The 25,083-nt window shown below is 60.5% G+C and carries 11 protein-coding genes; 9 read left to right on the top strand and 2 right to left on the bottom strand.

The window, feature by feature from the left end:
* Window positions 1–829 precede the first annotated feature (829 nt).
* A complete protein-coding gene (locus J3U87_RS31070) occupies window positions 830–7,564 on the top strand; it encodes a condensation domain-containing protein (RefSeq protein WP_237379692.1) in 6,735 nt (2,244 codons plus the stop codon).
* 729 nt (window positions 7,565–8,293) lie between these two features.
* On the opposite strand, the gene J3U87_RS31065 is transcribed toward J3U87_RS31070, so the two are convergent.
* Window positions 8,294–8,524: a hypothetical protein gene (locus tag J3U87_RS31065; RefSeq protein ID WP_237379691.1), complete on the bottom strand. Its 231-nt coding sequence runs from the start codon at window positions 8,522–8,524 to the stop codon at window positions 8,294–8,296.
* A gap of 1,653 nt (window positions 8,525–10,177) precedes the next feature.
* Here J3U87_RS31065 and J3U87_RS31060 point away from each other — a divergent pair.
* Window positions 10,178–10,654 carry a hypothetical protein gene (locus J3U87_RS31060; protein WP_237379690.1) on the top strand — a complete coding sequence of 159 codons (477 nt, stop codon included), beginning with the start codon at window positions 10,178–10,180 and terminating at the stop codon, window positions 10,652–10,654.
* Between the two features lie 796 nt (window positions 10,655–11,450).
* Window positions 11,451–13,445: a hypothetical protein gene (locus J3U87_RS31055; RefSeq protein WP_237379689.1), complete on the top strand. Its 1,995-nt coding sequence runs from the start codon at window positions 11,451–11,453 to the stop codon at window positions 13,443–13,445.
* Between the two features lie 214 nt (window positions 13,446–13,659).
* Here the strand turns inward: J3U87_RS31055 and J3U87_RS31050 are convergent, their stop codons facing one another.
* The gene (locus J3U87_RS31050; protein WP_237379688.1) at window positions 13,660–16,413 is read right to left on the bottom strand and encodes a serine/threonine-protein kinase; all 2,754 of its coding nucleotides are present in this window, start codon (window positions 16,411–16,413) and stop codon (window positions 13,660–13,662) included.
* Window positions 16,414–16,974: 561 nt separating this feature from the next.
* Here J3U87_RS31050 and J3U87_RS31045 point away from each other — a divergent pair.
* The 6 genes from J3U87_RS31045 (at window position 16,975) to bglX (ending at window position 24,785) form a co-directional block, all read left to right on the top strand.
* Window positions 16,975–17,664, top strand: coding sequence for an ECF-type sigma factor (locus tag J3U87_RS31045; RefSeq protein WP_337249545.1), 690 nt, complete (start codon window positions 16,975–16,977; stop codon window positions 17,662–17,664).
* A 403-nt stretch (window positions 17,665–18,067) separates the two neighbouring features.
* Window positions 18,068–19,309, top strand: a complete 1,242-nt coding sequence (locus J3U87_RS31040) for an ABC transporter substrate-binding protein (RefSeq protein ID WP_237379686.1) — start codon at window positions 18,068–18,070, stop codon at window positions 19,307–19,309.
* Window positions 19,310–19,373: 64 nt separating this feature from the next.
* Window positions 19,374–20,348, top strand: coding sequence for a carbohydrate ABC transporter permease (locus J3U87_RS31035; protein ID WP_237379685.1), 975 nt, complete (start codon window positions 19,374–19,376; stop codon window positions 20,346–20,348).
* Window positions 20,341–21,189: a carbohydrate ABC transporter permease gene (locus J3U87_RS31030; RefSeq protein ID WP_237379684.1), complete on the top strand. Its 849-nt coding sequence runs from the start codon at window positions 20,341–20,343 to the stop codon at window positions 21,187–21,189. Before J3U87_RS31035 ends, J3U87_RS31030 begins: the two co-directional genes overlap by 8 nt.
* A 37-nt stretch (window positions 21,190–21,226) precedes the next feature.
* Window positions 21,227–22,354 (top strand): ABC transporter ATP-binding protein, encoded by a 1,128-nt coding sequence (locus tag J3U87_RS31025; RefSeq protein ID WP_237379683.1) that lies wholly within the window; start codon window positions 21,227–21,229, stop codon window positions 22,352–22,354.
* 130 nt (window positions 22,355–22,484) lie between these two features.
* The gene (bglX, locus tag J3U87_RS31020; RefSeq protein ID WP_237379682.1) at window positions 22,485–24,785 is read left to right on the top strand and encodes a beta-glucosidase BglX; all 2,301 of its coding nucleotides are present in this window, start codon (window positions 22,485–22,487) and stop codon (window positions 24,783–24,785) included.
* The last annotated feature ends 298 nt before the right edge of the window (window positions 24,786–25,083 follow it).

The following is a 25,083-nucleotide window of genomic DNA, read 5'->3' as shown; positions in this document are numbered from 1 at the left end:
CCACAATCAAATCGGGCTGAGATGGAACCATGAGATCGAATCGGCCTGACGGTACCTGAATTCCCGTGAAAAAATAAGGAATCCAGGAAGTACGAAATCCAGGAAAGAGGCCGGGGAGCTGGTGCCTGTGCGGTAACGGGGATCCAGATCGGGACACCCATCAAAAGGTCCTGATCAGTCGAGGCCATCCGTTTCCTGGTTTCAATCCTTCCTGGCTTCCTGATGAATCGACCGGAGAAAGGCGTTCGCGGGGATGCTCGAGATCCCGGACAATTGGGACACCCACGATCCGGACAATTGGGACACCCACGATCCAGATCGGGACACCCATCAAAAGGTCCTGATCAGTCGAGGCCATCCGTTCCCTGGTTTCGATCCTTCCTGGCTTCCTGATGAAGTGACCGAAGCAAGACCTCCACCCGGACAACCCAACGAGAGGTCTATTACTCAAGTGTTTAAGCATTTGAAATAAAAGGGTTGTGAGTGAACTCCATCTTTTTTGCCGAAAAAAGTAGAGATTTCTGGGGCCTTCCCGGTTACTCCCTGTTGAGAGCGGGAAACGTCGCGTTCCCGAACAGATAACCGGCGACAACCCTGCCATGCGTGCGCCCCACTTGCGGGCGACGCCCGCCACTTGGCGGATCACTTTGACCGACTGCCGAAACCCCTGAATCCGAGCACCCCCCAGCCACTTCCGCGAGCTCGGATTCCCTGGCCGACGTGCGTCTGCCCACCTGTCTCTGCCTGCCCTGCCTGGCCTGGATCTCCGTGCGTCCGACCGCGAGATCTGCATTCGCAATGAAGACTATATGCAACAAGCGAGGATGAAATGCTGCCTCAAGCTACCGTGATTGATCTACTTATTGAGCGAGCTGAAAAACACCCCGACGACCTCCTTTTTTCATGGATCGACGATAACGGAGACCTCGAGGAACAATGGACGGCGGCCGAGTTGTTGGCGCGCGTCGAAGCGCTCTCCGGGTACCTCCACCAAAAGTGTCGCCTGAAACCCGGCGAACCGGTGGTTCTGGCCTATCCTCCCGGTTTGGAGTTCGTGACGGCCTTTCTGGGCTGCATGTACGCGGGCGCCCTCCCGATTCCCTGCTACCCGCCCGACCCCATGCGCCCCAAATCCCGGGAGGCCCTGGGCTTCCGCCAGGTGGTCGAAGATTGCGAAGCGCGGATCGCCCTGACCGAGGATCGCTACAACCGAGTTCGCCGACTCGCCCGCGTGCGCAACATGCTGATCAAGGGCGGCATGCCCGCCCTGGAATGGGTCTGCACGAACAAGGTCGGGTCCAAAGGTTGGCGGCCCTATCGCGGTGAGGTGGGCGCCAACGAACCCGCCTTCCTGCAATACACCTCCGGATCCACCTCGGCGCCCAAGGGCGTCGCCATCAGCCACGAAAACGTCTTGCACCAAGCGGCCTTCAATGCGGAGGCCCTGGGTTTGGATCGCTTTTGCAAGGCCTTTATCTGGGTGCCGCAATACCACGACTTCGGCTTGATTTCCGGCATCTTGAACGGTGTGTGCGGCAACGGCCACGTCTTCATGATGTCGCCGTTTTCCTTCATTCGTCGGCCGCATCTATGGCTGGAAGTGATCTCCCGCCTGCGCATCAGCCACACCTGTTCACCGGATTTCGGGTTCGCCCTCGCGGTCCGCAAAACCAGCGAGGCGCAACGGCAGAAGCTGGACCTGAGCTGCTTGAAGGTAGCCTTGAGCGCCGCCGAACCCATTCGTTTGGCGACCGTCGACGCTTTTTGCGAAGCCTTCGGGCCACACGGATTCAGGCGTGAGGCGTTTTGGCCCGGGTACGGACTGGCCGAGCACACGGTGGGGATCACCATCGGCGGCCGGCACACCGCCCGGGTCGATCGCGCCGCTTTGGAACAGCGCGGTCGGTTCGTGCCGTCGACGGCCGAGGACGCCGTGGTCCAAATCGGCTGCGGTCGCGTACCGCCGGACGTCGACCTGCGCATCGTCGACCCGGCCACCTGCACCGAAGTCGCCGAGGGTACGGTGGGCGAGATCTGGGTCGATTCACCCAGCAAGGCGCTCGGTTATTACCGGAAAGAGGCCGCCACGGAGGAAACGTTCCGCGCGAAGCTGCTCCGTTCGGCGCGGACCTATCTGCGCACGGGCGACTTGGGTGTGCTTTACCAAGGCGAGCTGTATGTGACCGGACGATTCAAGGACGTCATTATCCAACACGGCCGGAACATCTACGCCCAAGATGTGGAGGAAGTGGCCCGTCATGCCCATCCCTCGATTCGGCCCGGCGGCCTGGCCGCCTTCGGCTACCGCGGTCAGGCCGGCGCGGTCCAATCGACCTTCGAACACCTGATGGTCGTGGTGGAACTCGAGAGTGAAGTCGCCGCTTCGGATTGGGGGGCGGTGGCCGACGCGGTTCAACGCGCGGTACTGGCGCAGCTCCAGCTTCCCTGTCGTGGGGTCATCGTGGGTCGCCGCGGCGCGGTGCTCAAGACTACCAGCGGCAAGGTACAGCGACGCGCCTGCCGGGCGGCCTTCGAGTCCGACAAAGCCTACCCAAACCTCTTGAACGTCAAATGGTTCGACGACGGTAAGGAGGACGGATTCGAACCGGCCGGCACGGTGGGGACCCATTCCGGCGAGGACGACGCGGGGGATGACTTCCAGCCGCCGCGCAACAGGGTGGAGCGTCAGCTCTGTGAGATTTGGCAGGACGTGCTGGAAATCGATCGCGTCGGCATCCACGACAACTTCTTCCATCTGGGTGGGCATTCCCTGCTCGCCAACGCGATTGCCGGCCGAATCGCCGAAACCTGGGGCGTACATCTCGGGTTGCCCGTGCTGTTCGAATCTCAAACCGTGGCGGCTCTCGCCGAGGCGTTGACCGAAAACGGCACCCAGACCCGTGTGCCGATTCAGCCCGTCCCTCGTGATCGGTTCCTCCCGCTTTCCCCCGCCCAGGAGCGATTGTGGGTGTTGACCGAAATCGAAGCGGCCGGTGCGGCCTATGTGATCGACGCCGCCTTCGATCTGCGGGGACCGCTCCAGGTCCGTGCACTGGAACGGGCCGTCCAGGGACTGGTCCAGCGTCACGAGAGTCTGCGAACGGTCGTGGGCACCGACGATGAGGACCAGCCCGTACAGGTCATTCGATCGGTGGCCAAGGCCCCTTGGGACATGGTCGACCTGAGTCACCTGGGCGAGGTCGATCGTGAGCGGGCCTGGCGCGAGCGAATGACCCGCGATGGGGAACACCACTTCGACCTGCGTCGCGATACGATGGTGCGCGCCTGTCTGTTCCGCTTTGGGGAAGCTCACTACCTGCTGGCCCTGGCCTTTCACCATTTTGCCGTCGATGGTTGGTCGATGGAGGTTCTGGCATCCGAGTTGGGCCAACTCTACGGTGCCTACGCGCAGGGTGTGGCTCATTCGCTGGCGCCCCTGGCGATCCAATACGCCGATTACGCGGTATGGCGGCGCCAGAGGCAGGCGGAAGCCTCGAACGAGGCGGGCCGTGCCTTCTGGCGAAACCAACTGGCGGGTATTCCGGCCTGTCACAACCTGCCTTCCGATCGTCCGCGACCGGCCGTCCAAAGTTATCGCGGTGCGGTATTTCGTAGCCGGATCGACCGCGCCACCGTCGCCGAGCTCGACGCGATTTGCCGCGGTGCCGAGGCGACCTTGTTCATGGGCCTGCACACCATCTTCGCCGCTTTGCTGGCTCGCTTGAGCGGTGAACGCGACATCGTCGTGGGGACGCCGGTCGCCAATCGCGAGCAGCCTGAACTCGCGCAGGTCGTCGGGTTCTTCGTCAACACCCTGGTCCTGCGCACTTCGGTCGACAACCGATCCGGGTTCCTGGACCAACTGGCCGCCTGCCGTGAGACGGCACTCGACGCCTTCGCCCATCAACGGGTGACCTTCGATGAGGTCGTGGACCTGGTGCAACCGGAACGCAGCCTCAGTCATGCGCCGCTCTTCCAGATCCTCATGACCCTGAATCGCGAGACCGCCCTGCCCGCCCTGCCCGGGCTGGAGGTCACCCAGGTGCCCAGCGAGGTCCGTCACGCGCATTACGATCTGAGTCTGGACATACACGAGGGACCGGACGGCCTGGCCCTGGCCTGGACCTACAACCCGGACCTGTTCTACCCCGGCACCATCGCACGCTGGTCGCGCCACTTCGAAACCCTCATGGATGCCGTCATTCGCGAGCCGCGACGCACCCTTGGTCAGTTGAGTCTGCTCGATCTCGAGCAGGGGCGACAGCTCATTCAGTGGCAGGGCTCGCGTCAGTCCGCCGGCACGCGTGACTTCATTCACCGTCGCTTCGAAGCTCGGGCCCGACAGTTCCCGTCGCGTATCGCCCTGCAGGACGGCAGCGAGGCTTGGCGCTACGACGACCTGGACGAACGGGCCAACAGCCAGGCCCATTATCTGATCGCGCAGGGGGTAGGCCCCGAAACCCGGGTCGGCATTTGCCTGCCCCGCTCGTCCCGCCAGTTGGTGGCCGTGCTTGCGGTGCTCAAGGCCGGCGCAACCTATGTCCCGCTGGATCCCAGCCTCCCCGCGAACCGCTTGGCCTACATGATCGAAGACGCCCGACTCGGCACGGTCCTGACGACGGCGCGACTGGCCCGTTGGCTGGATCTGTCGTCGGATGCCTGGATCGACCTGGACGATTCGGAGGTGATCGACACACTGGAGGTCGGGCCGACCCATGCACCGGACAGGACCGACCTCACCCTGCGTCACGCGGCCTACATGCTCTACACCTCGGGATCCACCGGCAACCCCAAGGCGGTGGTCATCGAGCACGGCAGCGTGGCTCATTTTTTCGACGCTTTGGATCGCGAGCTGCGGGTGGGAGGCGCTCGTCGACAGGAAGAAACCTGGCTGGCGACGACCAGCGTCGGCTTCGACATCGCGATCTTCGAGACGCTGTGGAACCTGACCCGAGGCTGCCGCGTCATCCTGCAACCGGAGCATGAGGAAATGGATTCCACGGGGCAGGCACCCCACGCCCCGGTATCGACCTCGTCGACCATGCGATGCGATGGGACGTCGCTCTCGCGCAACAGCTCGTCGGTGGCCCTCTTGGACGAGCCGTCCGCTCCTGAAATCCATGACCAGATCCTTCGTCACCAGGTAACCCACCTGCAGATGACCCCGGCGCACGTGCAGGCCATCCTGGAGAGCGCCGATGGCCGCCGTGCGCTTGGCGCACTTCGGCAAATCGTGATCGGCGGCGAAGCCTGGTCCGCCTCCTTGGCGGCGGCTTTGCGCGAGGCCGGCATCCCCTCCATCCTCAACGCGTATGGGCCGACCGAAGCCACCGTCTGGGCCGCCTTCCAGGAAATCGAGCAGGATCGGGTCGTCATCGGCCTGCCGCTCGCCAACACCGAGTTCCATGTGCTCGACGACGCCCTCAATCCGGTTCCCGTCGGTGTTCCCGGCCAGCTTTACATCGGTGGTCTCGGTCTGGCGCGGGGCTACTATCACCGGCCGGCTCTGACCGCGGCGGCGTTCGTCCCCCATCCGTATGCCACGGCTCCGGGAGAGCGGCTCTACGCCACCGGCGACTTGGTGCGCCGCGACCCGGACGGGCGGCTGGTGTTCCTCGGACGCCTGGATCACCAGGTCAAGATTCGGGGTTTTCGCATCGAGTTGGGCGAAATCGAAGCCGCCCTGCTGGAAACCGAGGGCACGGCGGCGGCCTGTGTGGTCGTTCATTCCCGCGCCCGTGATGACAAACACTTGGTGGCCTATGTGGTGCCCGAACATGGCGATGCAGGGGAGGAGGCCGCCTGGCTCGAGACGGTACGGACCGCGCTTGCGGCGCGATTGCCGGCCTACATGGTTCCCAGCCTTTGGGTGCCGATCGCCTCGCTGCCGAAGAATGCAAATGGAAAGGTAGATCGCAAGGCCTTGCCCGATCCCGGATCATTCGTCCGGGATCACCGACCGGTTCGTCGCCCCACGACGCCTCTCGAACGACGCCTGGCCGAAATCTGGGCTTGGGAATTGAACCTGTCGCGGGTCGGCCTAGACGACAACTTCTTCGACCTGGGCGGCAACTCGTTGACGGCCATGCGGGTGGTCACGCGGGCCAAGGAGGTGGGGATCGCGCTCCACGCCAAGGAACTCTTCGCTCACCAGACCCTTGGTCGCCTGGTCGATGCGCTCAGCCACGACGGGCGCTCGGATTCGGCATCCATCGCTTCGTCCCCGCTGCCGCCGTTGCGTCGCCGCACCGGTACGGCACCGGTACGGGCGACCGCCACCCAGGTGAGCATGATCGAGCGGTGTCTCGACGGTGCCCGCCTGAACATGACCAGCGCGATCGAGGTATCCGGCTCGGTCGATGAGGCGGCACTGTCCGGCGCCTTCGCTCGGTGCCTGGAAAAGCATCCGATCCTGCGCACGCACTTCCGTCGCGCAGGTGAAGAACTCGTCCAGGTGGTCGAGGCGACCGCCGACCGGTTCGAGTTGGAAGTTCGCGACTTGACGCGATTGGATGCGGAGACCCAGCTCGCCCGAATCGAGGACATCAAGCACCACTACTTCAGCACCCACTTCGATTTGTTCCGCGACCTGTTGTTCAAGGCTTGCCTGCTGCGCCTCTCGGACTCGAGCTCTTTGCTGTTGCTGGTCATCCACCACAGCGTGTTCGACGGTGTGTCGATTCAGGTACTGGTGGACGAACTCGGCCAGGCCTATGCGGCGGCCCTGGAATGGCGTGGGGCGGATCTGCCCGGTCACCCGGTCGCGGAGACACCCGCTTTGGACTTCCTGGACTTCGCGCAATGGGAAGCGGATTTCCTCGACTCGGCGCGCGGGCGTCGCGAATTGGACGAATGGGTTCGTCATTTCGAAGGCGTGCCTGGCCACCTGTTCTATCGCCACCATCCGGGCCTGCGTACCGAACGGTTGCCCAATCCCGTGTGGCAGGGGTCACTGAGGGCCGATGTCGTCGCGAGAGTGGACGTTTTCCGCCGTCGTCATCAGCTCGTCTCCAACATGGCGGTGTTGCAGGCGGCGTTTCTCGAAGTGCTCTCGGATTACACGGTAGAGCGCGACTTCCTCGTGTCGACCACGGTTACGGGCCGGTTCATGCCCGAGGTCGAACGCGCCATCGGGCCCTTCTTCAGGCACATGGGCCTGCGGGTGGCCGTGACGCCCGATCGAGATTTCGCGGAGGCTTGCCGAAAGGTGGGCGCGGAGCTCAACCGCGTGATCGCCAATCCCAGCATTTCCCTGGCCCGCGTGCTTCGAGAAATGAACAAAACCAGACCGGAAGAGCCGGTGCGACCCTGCCTGACGTTCCGGATGGGGATCGAATCGGAAGCGCTGGACGAGGGGTTCTCGCTGGGCGAGGCCCGGGCGGCCCTCATTCCCGATCTGGTGGCCGAAGCCAGGGACACCTCACTCGGGGTCATGATCGTGCCGCGCCGTGGCGCCTACCGGATCTTCGTCAGTTACAACCCGATCCTGCTGAACCCGGACATGGTGGAGGAGATCATGGCTCGATTCAAACAGCGTCTGATCGAGGAAACCGCCAAGATCTGAGCGGCAGCGGCCATCCCAAGTTCCAAGTTGGATCCAAGTCGGGAGATCCAAGTCGGGACACCCATTAAAACCAAGGCATGGATCCAAGTCGGGACACCCATGATCCAAGTCGGAAATCCAAGTCGGGAGATCCAAGTCGGGACACCCATTAAAACCAAGGCATGGATCCAAGTCGGGACACCCATGATCCAAGTCGGGACACCCATCAAAACCAAGGCAAGCCGGGAAAGCCAAACCGGGAGGGATCCATGTCGGGACACCCACCAAATGCGAACCGAGACACCCATCAGGAATTCAAACTTGGACAAACTGGGAGGACAAACCGGGACACCCATCAAAAACAACAGGAGAATTCAAACTGGAGATCCAAGTTGGGACACCCATCAAAACCGATCCAAGTCGGATCCAAGTCGGGACACCCATCAAAACCAAGGCAAGCCGGGAAAGCCAAACCGGAGCCAAACCGGGACACCCATCAAAACCAAGGCAAGCCGGGAAAGCCAAACCGGGAGGGATCAATGATGTCGGGACACCCATCAAAACCAAGGCAAGCCGGGAGAGCCAGATCCAAGTTGGGACACCCATCAAAACCGATCCAAGTCGGATCCAAGTCGGGACACCCATCAAAACCAAGGCGAGCCGGGGGAACGAACTGGGACACCCATCAAGAACGAAAAACGGTGGGTGTCCCAAGCTCACGCGGGAGCTTCTTGAACTGCGGTGAAAAAATCAAGAACCCAGGAACCATGGAATCCAGGAAGGCAGCCAGGGAATGGGCGCCTGGTTGTCGTGGGAGATTCGCCTGGGGAGGTCGGCGTAGTGGAATTCCTGGTTTCCGTCCTTCCTGGGTTCCTGGTGAATCGACGGCAGGATGACATCCACATGGACGATGTGAACACCCATCGCTCGTGGTGGCCGAATCTCGCGCGAATCCAAGTTGGGACATCCCTCAAAATCCAAGTTGGGACACCCATCAAAACCAAGGCAAGCCGGGAAAGCCAAACCGGGAGGGATCCATGTCGGGACACCCATCAGGAATTCCAACTTGGACAAACCGGGACACCCATCAAAAACAACAGGGGAATTCAAACTGGAACGAACTGGGACACCCATCAAGAACGAAAAACGGTGGGTGTCCCAAGCTCACGCGGGAGGTTCTTGAACTGCGGAGAAAAAATCAAGAACCCAGGAACCATGGAATCCAGGAAGGCAGCCAGGGAATGGGCGCCTGGTTGTCGTGGGAGATTCGCCTGGAGAGGTTGGCGTAGTGGAATTCCTGGTTTCGGTCCTTCCTGGTTTCCTGGTGAATCGACGGCAGGGAACAAACTGGGACATCCATCAAAACGGAAAACGGTGGGTGTCCCAAACTCCCCAAACTCCCAAACTCATACGGGGACACCCATCAAAAACGGAAAACGGTGGGTGTCCCAAACTCAATGTCGGGACACCCACCAAATGCGAACCGAGACACCCAGCAGGAATTCAAACTTGGACAAACCGGGACACCCATCAAAAACAACAGGGGAATTCAAACTGGAACGAACTGGGACACCCATCAAGAACGAAAAACGGTGGGTGTCCCAAGCTCACGCGGGAGCTTCTGGTGTCCCAAACTCCCAAACTCATACAGGGACACCCATCAAAAACGGAAAACGGTGGGTGTCCCAAACTCACGACTTAACGGCATTGGTGGGTGTCCCAAACTCATCCACAATATGGGGACACCCCAAACTCATCCCCCAAACTCCCAAACTCATATGGGGACACCCATCAAAAACGGAAAACGGTGGGTGTCCCAAACTCACGGTGCGGCATTGGTGGGTGTCCCAAACTCACATGGGACACCCATCAAGAACGAAAAACGGTGGGTGTCCCAAACTCACAAAAACGAAAAACGGTGGGTGTCCCAAACTCACGCGGGAGGTTCTTGAACTGCGGAGAAAAAATCAAGAACCCAGGAACCATGGAATCCAGGAAGGCAGCCAGGGAATGGGCGCCTAGGTGTCGTGGGAGATTCGCCTGAGGAGGTCGGCGCAGTGGAATTCCTGGTTTCGGTCCTTCCTGGTTTCCTGGTGAATCGACCGCAGGAAGATCTCCGCATGGTCGATAGGAACACCCATCGCTCAGGGCGGCGGAATCTCGCATGAGAATGAGCCGGTTTAGTTTTTTGGTTTGGTAATGAGCTGAAAAAGAAAGAGTTCTGAGAATGTTCCAAACTATTTCAGAAAAAATGTAGAGGTTTTGCGGGCCTTCCTGGTTAGACCTAGTTGAGAGCGGGCAACGTCGAACTCCCCGAACACACGAGCGGCGTCACCCAGGCCTTGGAGGCACGTCACCCTTCGCTGACGACCTTGGCATGCCGCTTCGCTTCGACCGTCATTCGCAGCCCTTTGAATCCGAGCACTCCATCTGAGCTACACGTCGGGCTGCTCCGGGAATCCCAAGGCGGTGGTGATCGAACACCGGGTGTCGCCAATCTGAGAAAAATTAAATTGTCAGGGTTGGCAATTTTAGTTCCTTGAACGAATCAAGAATCAAACAACCGAATCGCGGTATGCCGCCCGAAAGGAACGGCGACACGCTGGATTCAAATCAACATTATTGAGGTGTGACATGAAAAAGATCAAAGACATCAACTCCCTTTTCGTAGCGACTTTTGGCTTGCTGGTGATCGGCGCCATGATTTCCATCGGCTGTGTTTCCGCCACCGGTGATGCCACCAAAAAATCCGACAGCGCACAATCCACCAAAGCCAAGGCGGGCGCCACCAGCGAGTTGGTCGATGGCGTCGACGCCCTCCCTGCGAACGCGAAGAGCCGGGTCCGGAACGCGGAGAAAGCGGCGGCTGACATGGAGAAGGCCGCCGATGCGCTGGCGAACGAGGCCTTCGCCAAGGGCACCAACGGCAAGGTGAAGAATATGGAAAAAGCGGCGGCCGACATGGAAAAGGCTGCCGACGCCCTGGCGGACCAGGCCTTCTCCGAGGATGCGTTCGGTAACGCGAAGAAAGCGGAGGAAGCGGCGGCCAAGGCCCAGCAAGCGGCCGAGGAGCTGGCCAACGAGGCGCTCATGAATGTGGATGACAAATGAATCAAATGAGCGGAACCCGTTCCTTCTCGCCGAACCAACCGGTCCGCTGAAGATCGACACGCTATCTTTCTTTATCTAAATGATCGTGATGTGCGCTGTGACAGGTGGCCTCGACGATCCCGACAGGTGCGAAGCCTAAACCGGTGTGGCCGGTAGGTCGCCTGGCGGGGGAGAGGCCGCCCTTTCGCGTTCTGGCCCGACGCGCGCCCGAAAGGTAGGCTTCCATCCCGATCAGCGGTACCAGCGGATGTTCACCACGGAGTCATCGAGGAGGCAAAGTCCAAAAAACGGAAGAAACGCTTGTTTGGCTTCTTGGGAGAGGGCCATTTTTTCCACGAATCACCCGAATTGACACGACTCAAAGCACTTCCATCGTTCCACGGAACGGTTCCCGCAGTACCGCCGGTCCTTTAAAAATCGAGAACACGTGATCCGAGCATGGTTTTTTAATTCGTGTCCATCCGTGTGATCCGTGGATTGATTTTCGCGCTCACAAAGTACCCTCCACCGAGTTACCGCCGAGATCGAGGATTCAAGTGTGCCACCATGAAATCGACCGGAGCACGCAGGGGCGCGTTAAGCATTGAAAGTAAGGCGGTTTTTGGTAGGTGAGTCGAGATCTTACGTGATCTATCTCACGCTTGGGTGTCCTCCTTATTTGCTTGCGAATTCCTCCACATTTCATCAATAGAGTTCTCCCTGTCAACGGCATGTCCCTGCCGGGTCGGTTGTCCGTCTCTGTGCGTCCTATTAGGGGTGGCTGATTTCGCCTTTTAATCGTTTTTAGGAGAGCATGATGAATTCTCAATTCCACGGCAGCAACTTCTTTCGTGTTTTGTTTTCTGTCGCTTTGTTAGGTCTTTCGCTGGTTCCTCTTTCCGCTCAAGAATTGGAGCGCGTCAACAACGTCAACATCAGCAGCCGGATGTCCAAGAATATCCTGATTCAGCTCGATGACGACACCGTGCAGACCTTCCCCTACGATCAACAGTACGGCCCCGAAAGTTACTGGACCCGATGGTCCTTGATCCGCAACGCGGATGAGACCCATTCCTTTCAATTGGACGGAAAATACCTGGGCGTCGACGCCAACGGCAACGTTCGCCTGACGACCGCCAAAACCAGTTACGAAAAATTCTATTTGGAAAAGGAAGACAAAAGTTACTTCATCAAATCTTGGCGCGGCTCCTATCTGAGCTGCACGGGATCCGGGTGGGCCGACGTGGCCGAATCCTGGAACAAATCCTTAGCCGCAGAGTGGTATTTCCTGACCACCTACCACCCCTCGCAAAGCCCCGCCATCCATGTCGTCATTTCCAACTTGAAACACAAAAATATCGTTCAAATCACTTCCCACAATGCGAATCCCAAAGTATCTACCTTTCACTACGATCGTGTTTACGGCCTCGGCGGATACCCAACTCGTTTTTCCTTTGGCTTCGACAACGGTTTTTACATAAAGTTGTGGCGGCTTTATCTGTCCCATGACAACAGTAAAGTCGTCGCTTCGGAAACTCTGGGCAACACTGGCCGCTTCATTTTGGAAGAAGAGGCAAACGGTAGTTATTATATTAAAACCAACACCGGCAAATACTGGAAGGGTCAGATTGACGACCTCTATGAAAGTAACATTGTCTTGACTGACACCAAATCTACGGAAGCCCTCTGGACCTTCTTCGAAGTGATCAGCCCGACGATCAATCCTGACCGGCCGACCGCGGATCCTGGCGAGGATCTCACGAACTACCAAGGCAGCAGGTTTTACTTCGACGGATCGGACAGCTCCGATCCCAACGGCGACGGTCCCCTGACGTTCGATTGGACCCTGTTGCAAAAACCCTTCGGCAGCAACGCCTCGTTCGACAATACCTCCGCCCTTCAGCCGCGTATCACCGGCGACGTGCCCGGCCTGTATATCGCCAAGCTGGTGGTGACCAACGCTTCGGGCATCTCCTCGGCTCCCGTGACGGCATTCCTTCGCGTCAAACGCAAAATCAAATACGGTACCCAAAACAACGTCGACGATGATGTCGACGTGGTGTACTTTACCTCCACCCGCCCCTTGCCCGAATACCCGGTGCTCTTCGCTGACATGCAAACCATGTCCGGTAGCGATCCGGCGGGTCTGCGTCTGAACAATGTGGACGTGGACGGCTTCGATGTCTGGGTTGAAGAAGAGAAATCGAAAAACAAGGAAACCGACCACGGTTCGGAAACCATCGGATACATGGCGATGACCGAAGGTGCCATCTACAACGCCGAAGGTGACTTGATCGGCGAAGTGGGACTGGTGGAAAAACGGCAAAACAATGCGGGTACCTGGCATACCATCAGCAACTTCATCGGCGAGTACGAGAACCCGGTCGTCTTGATGAAGCTGAACAGCGCAAACGACAGTGACCCGGCCCACGTTCGCCTGCGCTCGGTGACCTACGAATCCTTCCAGTACAAAATCGAGGAGTGGGACTACCAGGACGGTACCCACGGTGAAGAAATCATGTCCTACATGATCCTGGAAGCCGGCGTGCACACCCTGAACAATGGTCTGACGCTGCAGGCCCAAACCCAAAGCGTCGACCAAGATTTGGAAACCGTGCGCTTTGCCGAGAGCTTCGGTGCGACACCAGTGGTGTTCAGCCAGAGCCAAACCACCGAAGGCAGCAGCGCGATCGTCACCCGCCAAAAAAGCGTGTCCACCAGCTCCGTTCGCGTGCGAGTCCAGGAGCAGGAAAAAGGCAACGGCAACCACAACGACGAAACGGTCGCCGTCGTCAGCTTGGGCGAGCTTTGATCGAAACAACCCTCCCGACCGCATGACGGTCATCTGAATCAAGCTTCCGCATGGGCGGGGACGGGAAAAACGTCCTCGCCCTTTTTGCATGGTCGCCCCCACAAAGTTGGCCCTTTATGGCGCGCCACTCGAAGATGTCCCGTCGGTGAGAGGGCGCGAACTTCATCGATGATGTGGGTCGTGGTCGCGGCACTGATTCTCGATAGTGCCCAGCTTACTGCAAACCGCGTTTGGCCTGGTCGTTTCGGCTCGTCTCGGGCGGCCTGCCCTGGCGAGATTCGAGACCCGACGGCAGGGGTTTGCCCCAGGCTCGGTAGAGTGCGCCGCGGGCCTGGTCCAATCGATCCCGTTGGGCTCTCAGGTGGTTCGGGTATTGGGTCGCCAAGCGATGAAGATCCTCGAGGATGTCGGCGGCGGGGGCGAAACGCCTCTGCATCCTGAGCCAGGCTACCTGGTAGAGCCGAGTATCCACCACTTGGGGATGGTGCTCGGGAACGATCTGGGAAAAACAGGTCAGCGCGCGTTGGAGCAGGGCCTCCGCTTCGGGGAGAGACGCTCGGTTGCCGGATTCGAGAAGGGACGCGGCATGACCCGCGTACAGGCTGCCGAGAGTATACGGGGCCTGCTGGAGGCGTTCCGGGGCGGTGTCGCGCACTTCGCGAAACAGGTGATCCGCGTCTGCGAGGTCGCCGCGCGCGATCGCCAATCGACTCAACTCGGACAGCGTGCGCAGGGTTTCCGGGTGATCCGGAGCCAGAATGCGGCGCTGGATGGCCAAGGCGTCTTCGAAGATCAGGGTCGCTTCCGGCATTTCACCCGAAGCGACGAAGATCCGGCCGAGATCGGCCAGGTTGGCGGCGACCACCGGGTCGTTGTCGCCGAGAAGCCGTCGTCGCATCACCAACGCCTCGCGGCACATGCGTTTGGCGCCCCGGAAATCCCGACCACGCGCCTTCAGCATGGAGAGACTGTGAAGCATTTCGGCGACCTGCGGGTGGGTGTCGCCGAAGAGGTCGGTGCGGATCGCCAGCGATTCGCCGAGCCGCAGGTCGGCCAGGCCCACGAGACCGCGCTGCAGATCGAGCCGACCCAGATAGCCCAGGGTCCGAGCCAGCGCGACGGAAGCTGGGGTGTGTTGCCGCTGGAGGGTCAGGGCCTGTTGCAATAGCGATTCGGCGGTCTCGAAATCGCCCAAATGCGCCAGAATCCAACCGACCTCGCTCAACGATTCGGCGATTTCGATGTGATGCGAACCCCATTCCTCGGTTCGAATGTCCAGCGCCCGACGCGCCAGTCGTTCGGCGCGCCGGTAGTGACCCCGTTCGAAGAGCAGCCAGGCCAGATCGTCGACGGCCTGTGCATGCTCCAGGGGGGTGGGGTCGAACGCCGCGTGGGTCGCCAGCGATTCCTCCATCAACTGCTGGGCCTCGTCGTAGCTTCCGATTTTGTGATAGACCCGGCCCATGGCGCCCAGCAACTTCGCGTAGGCCTTGGGCTGATCGCCGAGCTCGCGCTGGATCTTGATCGCGCTCTCGTCCAGGAGCCTTTTGGCCGTGATCGACTCGCCCCGCGTCCAGGCGGGATCGGGCATTTCGAAGAGCGACATGAGGATTTCGGTCACGCGATGGGCCTGATCCCGCTCCAGCAGGGTCTGGCGGTATTGGTACACCGAGGTCAGGGAAAACCCGGCCAGCAGCAAGACAAACACCGAGCTGGTCATCAGACCGATGCGGTTCCTCGCCACGAATTTGGCCAAGCGGTACCCCAGCGTGCGCGTGCGGACCCGAACCGGCATCCCGGCGAGATGGAGGCGGAGGTCTTCGGCGAATTGTTCCACGGACGGGTAGCGGTCGCCGGGGTCTTTTTGGAGCGCGTGGAGCGCGATGGCGTCGAGATCACCGCGCAGCGATTTGCGGCGACGACGCCGTTCGCCGGCATCCAGGTAGGGGAGTTGGTTGGGGTCGATCGACCGGGCCATGCGCTGGCTGGGTTTCACCGGCGGACTCTCGCAGATGGCGCGGATCAATCGGACCGGATCCTGGCGCGGCAATGCGTAGGGGAGTTGGTCGGTGAGCAGGTTGTAGAGGATCATGCCCAGCGAGTAGACGTCGCTCGCCACGGTGAGATGCTCCCCGTGGGCCTGTTCGGGGCTGGCGAATTCGGGCGTCATCATCGGCCGGGTGGTGGATCGTTTGGGTTGGCTCGCCTGGGCGTCGATCAGGCCGGCGATGCCGAAATCCAACAGTTTGGGTTCTCCGTCGCGCGTCACGAAAATGTTGGCGGGCTTCAGGTCGCGATGGATGACGAGATTGCGGTGGGCGAAGCTGACGGCGTCACACACCTTGCAGAACAGTGCCAACCGTTGGCGGATGCTCAGGTCGTGATCTTGGCAATAGCGATCGAGGGGCACGCCGTCCACGAATTCCATCGCCAGGTAGGGCAGGCCGCGATCCGTGGCGCCGCCGTCGTAGAGCTGGGCGATGTTGGGATGTTTCAGGTTCGCCAAGATCTGCCGTTCGCGCTGGAAACGCTCCAAAATCTCCTGCGAGTCCATGCCGGGCTTGACGAGCTTCAGGGCGACCTTCATCTGGAAGGCGTCTTCGCGAACGGCCAGGAACACGAGACCCATGCCGCCTTCGCCGATTTGCTTTTCCAGGAGATAGGGGCCGATTCGGCAACCGGGCTCCAGGGGCCCATAGATCCGGCGGCCCCAATCGGTGGTGTCCAGTTCGCGCGACAGGTCGTCGTGGGCGGCCGCATCCGCCAGTAACGTCCCCAGGGAGCGAGCCGCCTGCCGCGCCACCGCTTCCTCGTCCGCCTCGTTCGCTTCGATCAACGCCTGGAGATCCCGCAAGAGTGCCGCATCCTCGCCGCATTCCGCCTGGAGATAGGCTTCTCGCAGTTGGGGCAACGGCGCATAGGCGTTTTCGATGATGCGGTAGATCGCTTTCTCTCGGTCCAGGTCCACGAGCCCCTCCTCTGGAGGTCCACGGGGGTGTCCGCGTCGCCCAAAATTGGGTGACGATGCCATGTCGAAGTCGGTATTCGAGGGTCATGGTATCTCGTTATCGGGTGGGGGACAATCGTCCAAGGCCGCCGATGTGATCTCGGCCGCACGCCCCGTGAACCGGGGTCTTTTTGAACTCATGAGGCGCCGAGGAAATCATACCTCTCTAAACAGGTCGGAAGGGCTCGAGTGGTTTCTTGGAGGAGATTTTTCCGTAGATGCAGGGGTAATGGTGCATAAACTACTTAAAAACAAAGAGTTCGCGGAGGGCGTTGAGGAATGACGGAGAAGGTACTTGATGGACCTTTTCTGGTTCCTTTCCTGATTGCCCATGAGACGGGCAAGGGTCCTCCTTGCCTGATTACGTCGTAAAGATTTTTCACATAAACTACTTGTATTAAATAAATTATTTTTCATCGGTGCCATTGCCCATCTTCGAAAAACCTTGGTACACGGAATCCGAAGATGGTTTCCTAGATTCGTGTCAATCTGCGTGATTCGTGGACAAACTTCTATTAGTCAATGGTGAGCCGGAAATGGGTGGGCTCTTGGGCGTGCGACACTGGGCACCAGCGGGTGAGGCTTGACGGTGTGCCCGATGGCAACGCAGAATATCGAAAAATGCGTGAGACGCGAAAAGCCGAGGTTCAGGGATTGGTTGCAGAGTCACCGGTATACGGACAGGTTACACGGTTGTTGAAACGGATCAACCAAGGAGATGCCCAGGCGCGGGATCAGTTGATCTCGCAGGTCTACGGTGAGCTGCAACAGATGGCGGGAAAGCTGGGCGCCAACCCGTTGGATACGCTCAGCCCCACGGCCCTGGTCAACGAGGCCTACGTCAAGCTGGCCGACAAGGACATTCTCTTTCAGGACCGCATTCATTTCTTTTCACTCATTTGCCGAGCGATGCGGCAACTGCTCATCGACCATTCGCGCAGGCGAAGGTGCCAGAAGCGGCGCGGCGACTGGGAAGCGGTTTCCCTGGACGAGTCCCTGGCGGGGAGCGCGGTGCACGAACCCTCGCGGGTCGCCGACGCGCTCGAAGCGCTGGAGAAAATCAACGTCAAGCATTGCCGCATGATCGAGTTCCGCTACTTCGGTGGGCTGACCAATGCCGAAATCGCCAGGGGGATGGGCTTGTCCGAACGCACCGTGGCGACCCATCTGAAGATTGCCCACACCTGGCTGTTGAATTATTTGGCGCGGTAAGTCTTTTTTTTACAGAAGGTTGTTGTCGGGCGGTCGGCCAGGCGTGACCTGGTTTCGATGGCTGCCGGCTTCCCGAGGATTTCACCGGAGCAAGACAACCGACGGAATGATTTGCCATGTTCCGCTCCGCTTCCTCCGTGGCCTTTGAGGTAAAAATTCGGAGTCACCGCTGATCGCGATGGAACCCCTACCAGGCGGTACCTCGAGAACAAAAATCGTTTTTTTGAAGATTCACTTGCACGGCCGCCGACCCGTTTTGCGTTTTGATGGGTAAATGCGAACAGTGTGCACCCGTTCGGATCTTTTCTATGCCAGCTTCGTCGAGCTCGCGATCGGTCGGGCTTCATGTCGATGTGCCCACCCGTTTCGACGATCGGGACTGCACGCACGAAGGAGGAAGGCGATGCGTTTTCGGATCGCGTTACTTGGATTCATGGTCTGCATGGCCGGGCCCGTTTCGGCCGGCGAGGTCGAGGTCCTGCATTGGTGGACGTCCGGCGGCGAGTCCAAATCGGTCGCGGTGCTCAAGCAGCTCATGGAAGACCAGGGTCACACCTGGAAGGACCTGTCGGTCGCCGGCGGCGGCGGTGACAGCGCCATGACGGTGCTCAAATCGCGCGTGTTCGCGGGCAACCCGCCGGTCGCGGCCCAGATGAAAGCGCCGTTGATCAAGGAATGGGCCTACGAAGGCGTGCTGACCAACCTCGACGCCATCGCGGCGCGCGGCCGGTGGGACGCCCTGCTGCCCACCGTGATTCGGGATGCGATGAAATACGAGGGTCACTACGTGGCCGTGCCGGTCAACATCCACCGCGTCAATTGGATGTGGGTCAATCCCAAGGTGTTCGAGAAAGCCGGCGCGAAGATCCCCACCACCTGGGCCGAATTCGAGGTCGCGGCGAAGGCGATCGAAAAGGCCGGTTTCATCGCGGTGGCCCACGGCGGCAAGCCCTGGCAGGAAGCGACGGTCTTCGAGTCGGTCGTGCTGGGGATCGGCGGGGCCGACTTCTACCGCGAGGCCTTCGTCGCCTTGAAGCCCGAAGCCCTGAAAAGTGCGACCATGGCGCGGGCCTTCGATATGCTGAAAACGATCAAGCGCTACACCGACAAGGATGCACCCGGCCGCGACTGGAACCTGGCGACCGCCATGATCATCAGCGGCAGGGCCGGCATGCAGTTCATGGGCGATTGGGCCAAGGGCGAGTTCCTGAACGCCAACCAGAAACCCGGCGTCGATTTTCTGTGTTTCCCCGTACCGGAAACCCAAGGCATGTTCATCTACAACGTGGACAGCTTCGCGATGTTCGAGCAAACGAAAAGAGAGATCCAATTCGCCCAAAACGATTTGGCCAAGACGATCATGGAGCCCGAATTCCAGGAGGTGTTCAGCCTCAACAAGGGTTCGATTCCCGTGCGCCTGAACATGCCGATGGACAAGTTCGATCAGTACGCGGTCGCCTCGCTGAAGGATTTCTCCACCAGCACCGAAAACCGCACCCTGGTGCCCAGCATGGCCCACGACATGGCCACCAGCCCCTCGACCAAGGGTGCCATCTACGATGTGGTCACCCTCTTCTACAATTCCGAAATGTCCTCGGCCGAAGCCTGCAAGCGATTGGTCCTCGAAGTTCGCGCCAGCCTTTGAACGCCGCCCCAGCGCGTCGCTTCGCGCGCAGGCGTCGCGGCTCGGCAAAGCCCCGGAGAAACACATGTCCCGCCACGAAAACCTCGACATCGACACCGTTCCGGAATACGCCGAGAATTCCGTCGACACCCAAACCAAGGCGGCCTTCGCGGCGCGACCGGCGTGGGCCTATCGATTGGAAACCTGGTTGCCGCGCCTGGTGGTCGCCCCGACCTTTCTCTGCTCGCTGATCTTCGTCTATGGCTTCATTCTGTGGACCGGTTGGCTGTCCCTCACCAAGTCGCGGCTGTTGCCCCGGAACGATTGGGCCGGCCTGGTTCAGTACCAGAAATTGTTCGCCAGTGAACGCTGGTGGGTCGCCTGCCAGAACCTGCTGATCTTCGGCGGCCTGTTCATCGCGATCTGCCTGATCCTGGGCGTGTTGATCGCGGTCCTCCTGGACCAGCGAATTCGCCTGGAGGGCACTCTGCGGACCATCTACCTGTACCCGATGGCGCTGTCGTTCATCGTCACGGGCACGGCCTGGAAGTGGATGTTGACGCCAGGCCTGGGACTCGAAAAGTTGATGCGCGATTGGGGCTGGCAGACGTTTACCTTCGACTGGTTGATCGATCCCGACATGGCGATCTACACCATTGTCATCGCCGGTGTCTGGCAGTCGACCGGGTTCGTCGTGGCCCTGTTCCTGGCCGGGCTGCGCGGCATCGACGACGCCATCATCAAGGCCGCCCGGGTCGACGGGGCGGGCCCGTGGCGCATCTATCTGCGCATCGTGATCCCCAGCCTGCGTCCCGTGTTCTTTTCCACCTTCATGATCCTCGGCCACATCGCCGTGAAGAGTTTCGATCTGGTCATGGCGCTCACGGGTGGCGGACCCGGCTATGCGACCGACCTGCCGGCCACCTACATGTACACCTACTCCTTCACCCGAGGCCAGATCGGGCTGGGATCGGCCAGTGCGATGGTCATGTTGGGCGGCGTGCTGGCGGTGGTGGTGCCCTATCTGTACTCGGAACTGGGGAGGAAACGCCATGATTGATCGACTTCCGGGAGAAGCATCGCAGCCTTTGGCCAGGGCGGCCATCTACGCTTGCCTGGTGGGCACCGCCATGTACTTTCTGGCGCCGCTGCTGGTCATGGCACTCACCTCGGTCAAGAGCATGGACGAAATTCGCGACGGCAACCTGCTGTCGCTACCCCTGGAACCGACCCTCGCGGCCTGGGCCAAGGCCTGGGCGAAAATGCGCGGCTTTTTCTGGAATTCGTTGTTGTTGGTGGTCCCCGCGGTGGCGATTTCGACCGCGATCGGGTCCTTCAACGGGTACGTGCTGACCAAGTGGCGTTTCCGCGGCAGCGAAACGCTGTTCGGGATGCTGCTCGTCGGTTGCTTCATTCCCTTCCAGGCGATCCTGCTTCCCATGGCGCGCGCATTGGGCCAGTTCGGATTGGCCGGCACCACCGCCGGCCTGGTCGCGGTGCACGTGATCTACGGGCTGGCCTTCACCACGCTGTTCTTCCGCAACTTCTACATGGGCCTTCCCGACGAATTGATCAAGGCCGCGCGCATCGATGGTGCCGGGTTCTTCACCATCTTTTGGCGCATCGTGCTGCCGCTTTCGCCGCCGATCGTCGTGGTCTGCGTGATCTGGCAGTTCACCCAGATCTGGAACGATTTCCTGTTCGGGGTCGCCTACTCCTCGGGCGAGAGCCAGCCGATCACGGTGGCGCTGAACAACCTCGTCAACACGTCCACCGGTGTCAAGGAATACAACGTGGATATGGCGGCCGCCCTGTTGGCCGCGCTACCGACCCTGATCGTCTACGTGCTAGCCGGCAAGTACTTCGTCAAAGGCCTGACGGCGGGTGCCGTCAAGGGATGATCGCAACCGATTCCCACCGTGGGAGAAGGAGTTTTCTTTGAGTTCGCTGACCGTCAAAAATCTCAAAAAGTCCTTTGGCTCGACCCAGGTCCTGAAGGGCATCGACCTGTCGATCGAGGCCGGCCAGTTCCTGACCCTGGTGGGGCCCTCCGGCTGCGGAAAATCGACGCTGCTCAACATCATCGCGGGCCTCGAGACCCCTTCCACCGGAGAGGTTTGGATCGGCGACCGCAACGTAAATCGGCTCGGTCCCAAGGATCGCGACATCGCCATGGTGTTCCAGAACTACGCGCTCTACCCCAACATGAACGTGCGCAAGAACATCTCCTTCGGCCTCGAGATGCGCAAGGTGCCCAAGGGCGAGCAGGACCGCATCATCGATCGGGTCGCCCGCATGCTGCAAATCGAACCGTTGCTGGACCGCAAGCCCGCCCAGCTTTCCGGCGGTCAACGGCAACGGGTGGCGATGGGCCGGGCGCTTGCCCGCGACCCCAAGTTGTTCCTGTTCGACGAGCCGCTGAGTAACTTGGACGCCAAGCTGCGGGTCAACATGCGCGCCGAAATCAAGGAGTTGCACCAGCGGCTGGGCACGACCATCGTCTACGTCACCCACGATCAGATCGAGGCGATGACCTTGGGCGATCGGATCGCGGTGCTTCACAACGGTGAAGTCCAGCAATTTGGATCCCCGAGCGACATCTACGAAAACCCGGCCAACCGCTTTGTGGCCGGTTTCATCGGGTCGCCTTCGATGAATTTCATTCCCTGTGAGGTCACCGGTTCGCCCGTTTCGGGTTACGGCCTCACGATGGTGAGCGAGGGTCGCGAATTCGTGTTGAAGACGGGTGCCGATTTGCAATCCCGCATTGGAAAAACGGTGATTCTGGGGATTCGCCCCGAGCAGATCACCCACGTGATGGCCTCTCATCTGGAAGAACCCTTCACATGCGCGGCGACGTGCCCGGTCCATCTCTGCGAGCCAACGGGCCCCGACACCCTGGTGACCACCAGCCTGAACCAAACCAAGGTTCTGGCCCGGGTTCGTCCCGACGCCGCCGGACTACTCGGTCAGGACATGGAGCTCATGTTCGACCTGTCAAAGGCCGTGTTCTTCGATCCGGATACGGGCTCGCGGCTCGGATTGCCGCTGGATCGGGCGGCATGATGCGTTCGGTGGTCGGAGCGTCCGTTGCGGCGGACCTCGATTCGGGATGGACCCCGTCGCACCTGGGATGTCCGGATTCGGCCCGGGGTGCGGACCTGTCGCGGATGATCGCCCTGCTTCGGGAAATGCCATGAAAACCACGATTGCCCTGCTTTTGTTTTTCGTTTTCCCAATCGCGCCGCATGTCCGTGCGGGCAACCCCGGTGGTGACGCCATGCGTGTCGAGACGCTCTTGAAGAACATGACACTTGAAGAAAAGATCGGGCAGCTCAACCAGTACAGCAACACGTTCGACGTCACCGGGCCTGCCCAAACCGAAGCGGCCGATCGCCAACGATTGCAGCGCGTTCGCGACGGGCTCGTGGGCTCGCTGCTCAACGTGTGCGGTGCCGAAGAAACCCGCAAGGCCCAGCGACTGGCGGTCGAACATTCTCGGCTGGGCATTCCGATGCTCTTTGCCTTCGATGTGATTCACGGCTATCGGACGATGTTCCCGATTCCCCTGGGGGAAGCCGCGAGTTGGGATCTGGCAGCGATCGAGCTGTCGGCGCGAATCGCGGCGACCGAGGCGGCCGCCGCCGGTTTGCACTGGACATTCGCGCCGATGGTCGACGTGACCCGCGACGCGCGGTGGGGCCGGGTCATGGAGGGCGCCGGCGAAGATCCCTACCTGCATGCGGTGATCGCGGCGGCGCGGGTTCGCGGTTTCCAGGGCGAGGACCTCGAGGCGACGGACACCGTGGCGGCCTGTGCCAAGCATTTCGCGGCCTACGGTTTCGCCGAGGCCGGCCGTGATTACAACACGGTCGACATCTCCGAGCACACCTTGAGAAACGCGGTGTTGCCGCCGTTCCAGGCCGCGGTCGAGGCCGGCGTGGCGACCGTCATGAATTCCTTCAACGACATCGACGGCGTGCCCACGACCGCGAGCGAGCTTCTCCAGCGCGGTATCCTCAAAGGTGAGTGGGGGTTCCAGGGCTTCGTGATTTCCGATTGGAATTCCATCGGCGAGCTGGTGCCGCATGGCGTGGCGGTCGACCTCCGACAGGCGGCCCTGCTCGCCATGACCGCCGGCAGCGACATGGACATGGAGTCGAGTGCCTATGTGAATCACTTGGTCGACCTCGTCCGGTCGGGTGTCGTTCCGGAGGCGCTCATCGACGACGCGGTGCGCCGGGTTCTGACCCTGAAAAGCCGGCTGGGCCTGTTCGAGGATCCCTATCGCTACTGCGACGCGCAGCGGGAAAAGAAGCTGTTGTTCAGTCCGAAGCACCGCGCTGCCGCGCGCGACGTGGCGCGCAAATCGATCGTGTTGCTCGAAAATCGGAACCACCTGCTGCCACTCGACAAGACCAAGGGCTCGATCGCGGTGATCGGCCCGCTGGCCGCGGACAAGGACGTGCCGTTGGGGAATTGGCGTGCCAAGGCGATTGCCGGATCCGCCGTCTCGCTGCTGGAGGGCATTCAGGCCGCGGTGGGCGATGGCGTCGCGGTCCGTCACGCGCAGGGGGCGCCGCTCGGGCTGGGTCCGGGTAACTTCATGAACGAGATGGTGCTCAACCACGGTGATCGTTCCGGATTCGCGCAGGCGATCGAGGCGGCGCGCCAAGCCGAGACGGTCGTGATGGCCATCGGTGAAGAGGCGTTTCAAACCGGCGAAGGGCGTAGCCAGGTGGATATCCGGCTGAAGGGCGTGCAGATGGATCTGCTGAAAGCCGTCCTCGAGGTCAACCCCAGGGTCGTCGTGGTGTTGATGAACGGCCGTCCGCTGGTGCTCGATTGGATGGCCGACAAGGTTCCGGCGATCGTCGAGGCCTGGCATTTGGGCTCCGAAGCGGGTCACGCGATCGCCGACGTGCTGTTCGGCGATTACAACCCTTCCGGCAAGCTGCCGATGTCCTTTCCGCGCCACGTGGGGCAGCTCCCGCTCTACTACAATCACAAAAAGACCGGCAGGCCGGATCCGCTGCCCGACGACATGGTCTTTTGGTCCCACTACACCGATGAACGGAACACGCCGCGCTATCCCTTCGGTTACGGCCTGAGCTACACCACCTTCTCCTATTCCCAGGTTACGGTGAGCGCCGCGGAAATCGGGTTCGCAGACGAGCTTCGGGTTCATACGACGGTGACCAACACGGGTGCGCGCGCCGGCACGGAGATCGTGCAACTCTATGTTCGCGATTTGGTGGGCAGCGTGACGCGCCCGGTCAGGGAGCTGAAGGGTTTCCAAAAAGTGAGGCTGGCTCCCGGTGCTTCCCGCAAGGTTACGTTCACGCTCGATGCGAAGGCTTTGGCCTTCTACACGCGAGGGAAGAAGTGGCAGGCCGAACCGGGCGAGTTCCTGGTCTTTGTGGGACCCAACTCGCGAGACCTGCGCGAGGCGCGTTTCACGCTGCGGGAACCGCACGGCCCAAAACCCGGGAAATAGATTTAGGTTCCTGGGGGAAATACGGTGGGAAATACGGTGACAGTCACCCATAAGCGACTTGAATAGAAAGGATTGTGTGTGAAAGGAAACCGGATGCACTCAAAACCTGGACCTAAGCTGCCCGGGTTCCATCTGAGAGTGACGGCACTTGGCGAGTGTTCCCAACTGGTGGAATCGCATCGAGGGTGGTGGGGACAGTCCCCTTCAAGTAGCTTGAATAGAAGGGATTGTGTTTTTAAAAGGGAATCGGGCATCCATGACTGAACTTCAGAGGATCGGTGCTGCACATGAGTATTCA

This window comes from Sulfidibacter corallicola, assembly GCF_017498545.1.
GTDB classification, from domain to species: Bacteria; Acidobacteriota; Holophagae; order Acanthopleuribacterales; family Acanthopleuribacteraceae; genus Sulfidibacter; species Sulfidibacter corallicola.
The sequence above is the reverse complement of the archived record's forward strand: the minus strand, read 5'-3'. Positions and strand labels throughout refer to the sequence as shown.